At 35.2% G+C, this 11,415-nt stretch carries 10 protein-coding genes; all 10 read left to right on the forward strand.

What is annotated here, in order from left to right:
- The first annotated feature begins 48 nt into the window (after window positions 1-48).
- The 10 genes from metA (at window position 49) to LDP15_RS11160 (ending at window position 11,375) form a co-directional block, all read left to right on the forward strand.
- Complete coding sequence (gene metA, locus LDP15_RS11115; protein WP_225513528.1) at window positions 49-1,014, forward strand: homoserine O-succinyltransferase; 966 nt, start codon at window positions 49-51, stop codon at window positions 1,012-1,014.
- 30 nt (window positions 1,015-1,044) lie between these two features.
- The gene (locus LDP15_RS11120) at window positions 1,045-2,133 is read left to right on the forward strand and encodes a cystathionine gamma-synthase (protein ID WP_023188679.1); all 1,089 of its coding nucleotides are present in this window, start codon (window positions 1,045-1,047) and stop codon (window positions 2,131-2,133) included.
- Window positions 2,134-2,395: 262 nt separating this feature from the next.
- Window positions 2,396-3,559, forward strand: a complete 1,164-nt coding sequence (locus LDP15_RS11125) for a MalY/PatB family protein (RefSeq protein WP_015427059.1) — start codon at window positions 2,396-2,398, stop codon at window positions 3,557-3,559.
- Between the two features lie 54 nt (window positions 3,560-3,613).
- Window positions 3,614-4,753 (forward strand): cation:proton antiporter, encoded by a 1,140-nt coding sequence (locus LDP15_RS11130; RefSeq protein ID WP_015427058.1) that lies wholly within the window; start codon window positions 3,614-3,616, stop codon window positions 4,751-4,753.
- Between the two features lie 225 nt (window positions 4,754-4,978).
- Window positions 4,979-5,614, forward strand: coding sequence for a uracil phosphoribosyltransferase (gene upp, locus LDP15_RS11135; protein WP_011835873.1), 636 nt, complete (start codon window positions 4,979-4,981; stop codon window positions 5,612-5,614).
- A gap of 141 nt (window positions 5,615-5,755) precedes the next feature.
- Entirely contained in the window at window positions 5,756-6,364 is a 609-nt protein-coding gene (locus tag LDP15_RS11140; protein WP_010906194.1) for a nitroreductase family protein, read from the forward strand.
- 105 nt (window positions 6,365-6,469) lie between these two features.
- Window positions 6,470-7,732 carry an Nramp family divalent metal transporter gene (locus tag LDP15_RS11145; RefSeq protein ID WP_042230613.1) on the forward strand — a complete coding sequence of 421 codons (1,263 nt, stop codon included), beginning with the start codon at window positions 6,470-6,472 and terminating at the stop codon, window positions 7,730-7,732.
- Between the two features lie 57 nt (window positions 7,733-7,789).
- Entirely contained in the window at window positions 7,790-8,107 is a 318-nt protein-coding gene (locus LDP15_RS11150) for an ATP cone domain-containing protein (RefSeq protein WP_004254946.1), read from the forward strand.
- Window positions 8,108-8,668: 561 nt separating this feature from the next.
- The gene (gene thrS / locus LDP15_RS11155; protein WP_225513529.1) at window positions 8,669-10,609 is read left to right on the forward strand and encodes a threonine--tRNA ligase; all 1,941 of its coding nucleotides are present in this window, start codon (window positions 8,669-8,671) and stop codon (window positions 10,607-10,609) included.
- Between the two features lie 106 nt (window positions 10,610-10,715).
- Window positions 10,716-11,375, forward strand: coding sequence for a trimeric intracellular cation channel family protein (locus LDP15_RS11160; protein ID WP_015427055.1), 660 nt, complete (start codon window positions 10,716-10,718; stop codon window positions 11,373-11,375).
- The last annotated feature ends 40 nt before the right edge of the window (window positions 11,376-11,415 follow it).

The raw sequence follows: 11,415 nt of genomic DNA on the forward strand, positions 1-11,415 counted from the left end.
ACGAAGGGCTATAATTGAGTCTAATTCTATTTGAAAGTTGAGTGATTTATGCCGGTAAAAGTGATTGAAGGTCTGCCCGCAATTGATGATTTGCGAGCGGATAATATTTTTGTTATGAATGATGAACGAGCGAAGAATCAAAATATTCGCCCTTTAAATTTGCTGGTGGTCAATCTCATGCCGCGTAAATTAATAACTGAAAGACAAATTTTACGATTACTATCGAACACTCCATTACAAATTAATGTTGACTTTTTATATATGACTTCTCATGATTTTAAAAATACGAAACAAGGGCATTTAGATTCCTTCTATAAATCTTTTTCTGAGATTAAGAGTCAATATTACGACGGATTAATTGTCACAGGAGCTCCGGTTGAGCAGTTAAACTTTGAAGAAGTGGACTATTGGAGTGAGCTTTTGAAAATTATTGACTGGTCAAAAAGCCATGTCTATTCAAGTCTGCATATTTGTTGGGGGGCACAAGCGGCACTTTATGCTCGCTATGGTGTAACTAAAGAAAATCTTCCGCAAAAATTGTGTGGTATTTACAAAAGCTCAGTAGAGCAACCTAAAAATCCATTATTTAGAGGATTTGATGATTTTTTTAATTATCCACAATCGCGATATACCCAATCAAATCCATCAGAAATAAAAAAAGTACCTGATTTGGAAGTCTTGTCAAGCTCCAAAGAAACCGGATTTTCAATTTTAGCGAAGAAAAATTTGCGTGAAATTTACCTTTTTGGCCATTTAGAATATGACCGTGAAACTTTAGCTTGGGAATATGAGAGAGATAAAGAAGAAGGACTGAAACCCAATCTTCCCCAAAATTATTTTCCAGAAAATGATGATAAAAATAAGCCAAAAAGCACTTGGGATTCAGCAGCTTCCCTCTTTTTTTCAAATTGGTTGAATTATGCGGTTTATCAAGGAACGCCTTATCTAGGAGAACGTCTGAGTCAACATTTGAATGAAGAAAATTATGATTTTAATCAAAAAGAGCAAAAGTAAAAAATAATGAGTTAAAAAATGAGGAAATTTATGGATAAAAGATTAGATACTTTATTGGCGCAAGTCGGAATTCATCAAGATGAGGCAACGGGAGCTTTAGTTAGTCCTTTGCATTTTTCAACGACCTATCAACATCCAGAATTTGGCCAATCGACCGGCTTTGATTACACCAGAACCAAAAATCCAACAAGAGCAACCTTGGAAGAAGCACTTGCTTCAATTGAATCAGGACAATTTGCTCTAGCAACTTCGTCAGGAATGGCTGCAATTGTCTTGGCCTTTTCAGTTTTTCCAGTCGGTTCCAAAATCGTTGCCAGTCGAGATTTGTATGGAGGTTCATTTCGCTGGTTTGATGAACAAGAAAAAGAGGGGCGATTTTGCTTTTCCTATGCTAAAACTGAAAAAGAAATGCTTGAGCTAATAGATGAAAATACTGATATTGTTTATATTGAAACACCGACAAATCCAATGATGGTTAAATATAATATTGAAAAAATCGCGAATAAAGCACAGGCATATCATGCAAAAGTGATTGTTGACAATACTTTTTATACCCCAATTTATCAAAAACCATTAGAATTGGGTGCGGATTTAGTGATTCATTCGGCAACAAAATATTTATCAGGACATAATGACGTCTTGGCTGGAGCGGTCATTGTTTATGATGAAGATCTTTATGAAAGATTATTATATCAGCTCAATACTACAGGAGCAGTTCTTTCTCCGTTTGACAGTTATCTTGTCATGCGAGGTTTGAAAACTTTAAGCCTCAGAATGGAGAGGGCAACTAAAAATGCCCAAAAAATTGTGACTTTCCTAAAAAAACTTCCATCAGTAAAAGAAGTACTTTACCCAGGATTAGGTGGCATGATTTCTCTAAAAGTTACTGACAAAAACAAAATTCCTGCTATTTTAAATCACTTGAGCGTTTTTACCTTTGCTGAAAGCTTAGGAGGTGTTGAATCTTTAATCACTTATCCAACAGCGCAAACTCACCATGATATTCCACTTGAGATTAGAGAAAGTTATGGTTTAACAGATGATTTGCTTCGCCTTTCGATTGGGATAGAAGATGTTCGCGATTTAATAGAAGACCTCAAAGAAGCTTTAGAAAATTAAAAAATTACTGATGAACAAACTAGCATATCCCTAAACGCTATCTACGCACTGCGTGCTACGCTGTCCGTTTTGTCTATCCGCTAAAGCGAATGACAAAAAAGCGAAGCGCCAACGGCTATCCTATGATGAGACTACCAGCATATCCATAAGTGCTAAAATATGTTCTGTCAGTAAATTTTTTACTGATGGAACTACTAGCATATCTGTAAACTGCTAAAGCAGTCACAGCTATCATGACGAAAATAAAAAAGAGAGTATAAAAATGACAAAATATGATTTTACAACCATTCCAAATCGACTTGACCACAATTCTGTAAAATGGCAAGAAATAAAAGAGAATCCTCATAAACTTCCATTATGGGTGGCTGATATGGATTTTCTTGCCTTACCAGAAATAAAACAAAGTATCCATGATTACGCAGACTATGGAGTTTATGGATATGCCTATGTTGAAGAAGATTTAATTAAAAGCATTCAAAATTGGGAAAAAAATCAACATCAGTATGACTTTTCTAAAGAAGCTTTAATTTTGGTTGAAGGAGTTGTTCCAGGAATTGGTCTGGCCATTCAAGCATTGACCAAAGAAAATGATGCTGTTTTAATAAACACACCTGTTTATCCCCCGTTTGCCAGAACAGTTAAGCTAAATAATCGAAAGCTAATTGAAAATAAACTGATTGAAAAAAACGGGGAATTTCTAATTGATTTTGAAGTTTTTGAAAAAGAAATTGTTGAAAATTCCGTGAAATTATATATTCTTTGTAACCCCCACAATCCTGGTGGGCGCGTGTGGACGAAAGAAGAACTTATAAAACTTGGCCAAATTTGTAAAAAGCATAATGTGATTGTCGTTTCTGATGAAATTCATCAAGATTTAACATTGTTTGGTCATCAGCATCAGACCTTTAACACTCTTTCAGAAGACTTCAAAGATTTTTCAGTTGTTTTATCTTCTGCCACTAAAAGTTTTAACATTGCTGGCGTGAAATGCGCTTATGCAATTATCGAAAATCAAGATTTACGTGAAAAATACTTACAAAGAAGACTAGCAAATAATCAACAAGAAATTAGCACTTTAGGAATGCTAGCCACCAAAGTTGCTTATGAAAATGGAAGTGAATGGTTAAATGAACTCAAAAATGTGCTTGAAAAAAATATCACTTATATTGAGTCAGAACTTCATCAAAAAACAAAAATCAAAGTAATGAAACCTCAAGGAACCTATTTGATTTGGCTTGATTTTTCTGAATATCAATTAGAAGATAAGGTATTGGATGAAAAATTAGCAGAAGAGGCAGGTGTGATTTTAAATAAAGGAATAAGTTTTGGAAAAGCCGGACAAGCGCATGCCAGATTAAATGCTGCTGCACCATTCTCATTGATTGAAGAAGCAAGCAAACGACTCGTAGAAACATTCAAAATTTAAGGATTTTAGTCGAAAATGTGTTTTTAAGAATGAAAAATATGTTAAAATCAACTTATGAATGATATTTTACAACTCACAATTGTTTTAATTGCCTCTTTAATTGCTACTCTTGTTTCAAGACGCCTTAAAATTCCAGCTGTCGTTGGACAAATGCTTGTTGGGATTTTGATTGCTCCATCAGTTTTAGGCTTGGTTCATAGCGGTCATGTTCTAGAAGTGATGTCTGAGATTGGAGTTATCTTACTCATGTTCTTAGCGGGAATTGAGAGTGATTTAACTGTTCTAAAGAAAAATTTTAAAGCATCAATGCTCGTTGCAGTTGGTGGTGTAATTGTGCCATTAATTGCCTTTGGACTTGTTGCTTTTGGCTTTGGTTACGGAATATCGACCAGTTTCTTTTATGGAATTGTTTTCGCTGCGACCTCCGTGTCGATTACGGTTGAAGTCTTGCAAGAATATGGTAAGCTTAGTACACGTGCAGGTTCGATTATTCTAGGAGCAGCAGTTGTTGATGATATTTTAGCTGTATTGATTTTATCAATTTTTACTAGTTTTAAAAATGGTGGTTCTGGTTCTCATCTTTTCTTCCAATTTTTGCTTGAACTTCTCTTTTTTGCCTTTTTATTTCTTGTGCATAAGCTTATTCCAAGATTTTGGAAATTCGTCCAAAAACTACCCATTGCCAACAAAAATACGATTGTTGCCTTGATTATTTGTTTGGGATTAAGTCTACTTGCTGATAGCGTAGGAATGTCAGCAGTAATAGGTAGTTTCTTTGCAGGACTTGCTATTTCACAAACAGAAGTAAGTCATAAGATTGAAGAATATACTTCAGCAATCGGTTATGTTATTTTTATCCCAGTATTCTTTGTACTTATCGCCATATCTGTTCAATTCGATAGTTTAATTCATCATCCTTGGATAATTTTACTCTTTACCCTTTTAGCAATTTTGACGAAATTTATCCCCGCCTATTTTGTTGGAAAAGCAAGTAAATTAAGTACTGGTGAGAGTATGTTGATTGGAACAGGAATGATTTCACGAGGGGAAATGGCTCTGATTGTGGCTCAAATTGGTCTGACGAGTGCCATTATCACAGATGAAGTTTATTCGGAGCTGGTTATCGTGATTATTTTAGCAACTGTATTGGCACCATTTTTAATTAAAATGGTCCTGAAAAAATATGATAATTAAGAAAAAATAAAGAATAAAAGACGAAAAATTTAAATTTTTTTAAATTTCATCTTATTCCTCCCAAAAAGATCAAAAAAGTGGTAAAATAGAAAAAATGCTTTTAGAGAATAGCGAGCTTGCTAGGCTCTAAAAAATTTTGCCTAAAATTAGCAAAATTGCCTTTTAAAGGCAGTTTACAAATCTGAACTTTGCTTAGCAAAGGGATCTAGCGAAAGGAAAATCAAAATGTCAAAATTTCAAGTCGTAGAACATCCATTGATTCAACACAAACTCTCAATCTTGCGTCGTAAAGAGGCATCGACAAAAGAATTCCGTGAACTTGTTGATGAAATTGGAATGCTCATGGCCTACGAAGTATCAAGAGATTTACCCCTTGAAGATGTCGAAATCGAAACACCCGTTCAAAAAACGACGGTTAAACAAATCGCAGGTAAAAAATTAGCGATTGTACCAATCTTGCGTGCTGGTATTGGGATGGTAGACGGAATTTTGAAATTGATTCCAGCTGCTCGTGTAGGGCATATCGGAATGTATCGTGACGAAGAAACACTTAAACCAGTTGAATATTTAGTTAAACTTCCAGCCGATATTGCTGACCGTCAAATTTTTCTTGTTGACCCAATGCTTGCGACTGGTGGTTCAGCAATTTTAGCAGTTGATTCTCTTAAAAAACGAAATGCTAAAGCAGAAAATATTAAATTTGTTTGTCTTGTTGCTGCACCAGAGGGAGTGAAAGCTCTCCAAGAAGCACATCCAGATATTGAAATTTATACTGCAGCTTTGGATGAAAAACTTAATGAACATGGTTATATTGTCCCAGGTCTTGGTGATGCTGGAGACCGTTTGTTCGGTACTAAATAATAAATTTATCCCTATTTCAAATAGGGATTTTTTTTATTTTATAAAAAAAGTAATTTTTTGAATCAAAATAGTTTACAAGTGTAAATTTATTTGATAAGATTACATATGTAAACAATAAAAACAAAAAAGGAAGTAATTATTATGTCATTCATTAAATCATTAGAAAACCGTCGCACAATCTACGCTCTTGGAAGAAACGTTCAAGATGAAGAAAAAGTGATTGAAACAATTAAAGAAGCTGTACGTTTTTCACCAACAGCTTTCAATTCACAAACTGGACGTCTTTTGATTCTCACAGGTGATGCCCAAGATAAACTTTGGGATGAAATTGTTGCACCAGAACTTAAAGCAGCCATGGAAGCACAAGGTGTTCCTGAATCAGCTTGGGATAACACACGTGCAAAACTTGATGGATTTAAAGCTGCTTTTGGTACAATTCTTTTCTTTGAAGACCAAGCAGTTGTTAAAAATCTTCAAGAACAATTTGCTCTTTATGCAGATAACTTCCCAGTTTGGTCAGAACAAGGTTCAGGAATTATTTCTGTAAATGTATGGACTGCTCTTGCTGAACTTGGTTTAGGCGCTAACTTGCAACACTACAATCCATTGATTGACGAAGCTGTTGCTAAAGAATGGAATCTTCCAGAAAGCTGGAAACTTCGTGGACAACTTGTATTTGGTTCAATCGAAGCACCTGCTGGCGAAAAAACTTTCATGGATGATGCAGACCGTTTCATCGTTGCCAAATAATCAATTATTTTTAATGACCGTCAGTAAAATTTACTGACGGTTTTTTATTTTGTAAAGTTGAACTCTTAAAAGCTGCATGCTATAATTGTCCAAAAGGAAGTGAAAATGAAAAGGATAAAAATGTGGCGATTTTTACAAGATAAAAAATATCCAGCCCTTGATTTTTTGAAGTATGTTGGACCAGGATTGATTGTTGCGGTGGGATTTATAGATCCAGGAAATTGGGCTGCCAATCTTGCTGCGGGTTCTCAATTTGGTTATAAATTACTTTGGGTAATTACGCTATCAACAATTATGTTGGCTTTTCTCCAGCATAATGTGGCCCACTTAGGGATTGTCACAGGAAAGTGTTTGTCAGAAAATACGACCCAATACCTTAGACCCTGGCTCAGTAGAACAGTTTTGGGAACGGGAGTTTTAGCTTCTATTTCGACAGCAGTTGCTGAAATTTTGGGTGGAGCAATAGCTTTGCAAATGCTATTTAAATTACCAATTGTGGTAGGAGCAATTTTAACAGCTGGTTTGGTTATCTGGTTTTTGTTTAGTAATTCATATCCTAAAATTGAAAAAGTTATTATTGGTTTTGTAAGTTTGATTGGGATTGCACTTTTACTAGAAATTTTTATTATTCCACATATTAATTGGGGACAAGCAGCAAAAGGAATGGTCATTCCTTTTGTTGATGCAAAATCAATGCCAATCATCATGTCAGCCCTAGGGGCCGTTGTCATGCCACATAATCTATTTTTACACTCGGAAGTTATTCAAAGTCGTCAGTGGAATTTAAAAGATGAAGCGGTGATGGAAAGACAATTGCGTTTTGAGTTCTTTGATACAATTTTTTCAATGTTTCTAGGTTGGGTGATTAATTCTGCAATTATTATCATTGCTGCGGCTTTATTTTTCCCTCGAATTGTAACAGAAATTAATCAATCACAAGAAATGCTCGTTCCTCTCCTTGGTCCAGTGGCTGCAATTATGTTTGCGATTGCTTTTCTTTTTGCAGGAGTAGCCTCATCGGTAACAGCAGGAATGGCAGGTGGGTCAATTTTTGCAGGAATCTTTGCAGAACCTTATGATGCACAAGACCCACATAGTAAATTAGGTGTTTTAATCACAATAATTGGAGCAACGATTGCCATTTGCGCTTTAAGTTTTGTGACTTCGCCCTTTAATATTTTAATTTATTCACAAGTTTTCTTAAGTATCCAATTACCAATTACTATCTTTTTGCAAATTTATTTGACAAGTTCTAAAAGAGTAATGGGTAAATATAAAAATGTTTGGTTTACAAAGTGGCTCTTATTAGCAACAGGAGTTTTTGTAACTCTACTCAATATCGTATTAATCGTCGAAACTTTTAAATAATTCCGAAAAATTTGGTATAATAGTATTGTAAGAAGATTAAAAAATAAGGAGAAATTGATGCAAGCAAAATTAGTTAATAAAGTAGTTATCAAACGTAATGGACATGTCGTTGACTGGGATAGCTTCCGCATTCAAACGGCAGTATTCAAAGCTGCAATCAATGGTAAATACAAAGATAAACCGCTCCACGCCAATATGATTGCTAATAATGTAACAAAAGTCGTTGAAAAAGTAATTGCTGAGCTCTCTTTTGAAAAAATTGAGATTGAAACGATTCAAAACCAAGTGATAAAACAACTCAATGATTTTGATAAAGATGTGGCACGCGATTTTCTTGCTTACAAAACAAAGCAAAATATTGAGCAAAGACATTAATATAAAAAGAACTCATTGAGTTCTTTTTTACTCGTCAGTAAAAATTACTGACAGAACTTTTAATTTTGGGCTGTCAGTAATTTTATTTAGTATTATTTCCTTCTTGACAAATTTTAGGTCAAGCTTTACAATATAAAAAGAGACATGTTTTTAGTGAAAATTTCTAAGAAATCAGGCGGTTGATGCGAGCCTGAAAATGGCAGCTAAAAATACCACTCACTACTTACAGATTTTTTGTAAGTTAAATTCTTTTTTGGACAACAGAAAAGCGTCTCTGACACGTTACGTTAAAGAAGAGAAATTTACTGACAGCAATTTTATAGCTAAAAATTGAGTACTTTTGTAAGCAATAATTGCTAGCAAGAGCTTAACGAATTTTGTCAGTAAATAGAACAAAGGTGGTAACACGCAGATCGCGTCCTTTATAGGATAAGATTTGCGTTTTTTTATTTCCATAAATTATTGACAAGACTTTTAACAAGTAATTCATTGCTCCCAAGCAATTCGGATTTTTCTGTCAGTAATTTCCAACTAAAAAAAGATTAAAGAAAGGCACATAAAATGATTAAAATAACATTTCCAGACGGTAACGTAAAAGAATTTGAGGCGGGCGTAACAACATTTGAAATTGCTAAATCAATCTCACCTAGTCTTGCCAAAAAAACACTTGCAGGTAAGGTCAACGGAAAATTAATTGATGCCACTCGAGCAATCAATGAAGATAGCAACTTTGAAATTGTAACACCAGACCATGAAGATGCACTTGGAATTTTACGACATTCAGCTGCTCACCTTTTTGCTCAAGCAGCAAAACGCCATTTCCCTGATATTCACTTGGGTGTTGGACCAGCTATTCAAGATGGGTTCTATTACGATACAGATAACGAAGCCGGTCAAATTTCAAATGATGATTTGGCAACAATCGAAGCTGAAATGAAGAAAATTGTCAAAGAAAACTTCAAATCAGAACGTAAAGAAGTAAGCAAAGAAGAAGCAAAAGAAATTTTTGCAAATGATCCATACAAACTTGAACTCATTGAAGAACACAATGAAGATGAAGGTGGACTTACTATCTATACTCAAGGTGAATATACTGACCTTTGCCGCGGCCCACACGTTCCATCAACTGGTGTCATCAAATTTTTCCACCTTCTCAACGTTGCAGGTGCTTACTGGCGCGGTAATTCTGATAACAAGATGATGCAACGTATTTACGGTACAGCTTGGTTTACAAAAGAAGAATTAGAAGAAAATCTTAAACTTCGTGAAGAAGCAAAAGAACGTGACCACCGTAAACTCGGTCGCGAACTTGACTTGTTCTTTAATGACGCAGAACTTGGTGCGGGAACTGCTTACTGGCTCCCAGCTGGAGCAACAATTCGTCGAATTATTGAACGTTTTGTCGTTGACCAAGAAGTGAGAAACGGTTATCAACACGTTATCACACCAGTCATGATGAACCTTAATACTTATAAACAATCAGGTCACTGGCAACATTACCATGAAGATATGTATCCACCAATGGATATGGGTGATGGCGAAGAAATGGAACTTCGTCCAATGAACTGTCCGAGCCATATAGCTATCTATAAACATCACGTTCACTCTTATCGTGAACTCCCAATTCGTATTGCTGAATTTGGGATGATGCACCGTTATGAAAAATCAGGAGCACTCTCAGGACTTCAACGTGTCCGCGAAATGACTTTGAATGATGGTCATACTTTCGTCATGTTAGAACAAGTTCAAGAAGAATTTAGTAAAATTCTTCAATTGATTATGGACATGTACCGTGACTTTGGAATCAATGATTACAGTTTCCGACTCAGTTACCGTGACCCTAAAGATACAGTGAAATATTTCCCAGATGATGAAATGTGGGAAAAATCTCAAGCCATGCTCAAAGCGACAATGGATGACATGAATCTTGACTACGTTGAAGCAGAAGGAGAAGCAGCATTTTACGGTCCTAAACTTGACATTCAAGTTAAAACTGCACTTGGTAACGAAGAAACACTTTCAACTATTCAGTTAGACTTCCTTAATCCTGAAAACTTTGACATTTCATATATCGGTGCTGACGGGGAAAAACATCGCCCAGTCATGATTCACCGTGGTGTAATCTCAACCCTTGAACGTTTCATTGCCTATCTTATTGAAGTTTATAAAGGTGCTTTCCCAACATGGCTCGCTCCAACTCAAGCAACCATTATCCCAGTAAATAATGAAATTCATGCCGATTACGCATGGAAAATTCAACGTGAACTTCAAGATAAAGGGTTCCGCGTTGTTGTCGATGAAGCCAATGAAAAAATGGGCTGGAAGATTCGTCAATCACAAACACACAAAATTCCATATCAAATCGTTATTGGAGACCAAGAACAAGCTGATGGAACTGTAAATATTCGTCGTTATGGCTCAAAAGAAACAAAAGTCATTCCGCTTGAAGAATTTATTGAAAATATCAGTGCAGATGTTGCTAATTTTAGCCGCGTTGATTAAAGAAAAAGAGACTGTTGAAAATCAGTCTCTTTTTTATTTATATTGGAGGAATATAAGGTATAATAAATTGTATTAAAAAGATTATTAAGGTGAAGTATAAAGGGATATGGAAGTGATTAGCAGTTTTTATTTATTTTTGGAAATTTTAGGAACCGTAGCATTCGCTATTTCGGGGACCGTAGTGGGGATCAATCATAAACTAGATATTTTTGGTATTCTTGTGATGTCAGTAATAACAGCTGTTGGTGGTGGGATATTTCGAGATTTACTCTTAGGAGCAACACCGCCTACAGCATTAAAATCGCCATTTTTTATAGTTATTTCGATTATTGCATCGATAGTAGCTATGCTTGTAGCACTAATAATTAAATCAAGAAGAGAAGCATTGAGTATTTTTAAAGCAGCACGTTTCTATAATAATCTTCTCCTGGTTTCTGACGCAATAGGTTTAGGAATTTTTACAGTATTAGGGATTGATGCTGGAATAGCACATGGTTATTCACAAAATATCTTCTTCATTGTATTCTTAGGAGTATTGACAGGTGTCGGTGGTGGAATGATACGCGATGTGATTGCAAATCAAGTTCCAATGATTTTTAGAGAAAACATCTATGCCCTACCATGTATTATTGGTGGAATTCTGTATGTATCCCTTCAATCGGTAATCAGCCATAACTTAGCTTTATTTATTTCTGTCATCTTTATCGTTCTCATCAGAATCATTTCAGAACAAAGAAAACTAAATTTACCAAGAATTGAATATTAATGTATTTAATAAAACATGACAACCGTGGGATTTTCCGAAC

Origin of the sequence: Lactococcus sp. SK2-659 (assembly GCF_020218185.2) — a bacterium.
GTDB classification, from domain to species: domain Bacteria; phylum Bacillota; class Bacilli; order Lactobacillales; family Streptococcaceae; genus Lactococcus; species Lactococcus lactis.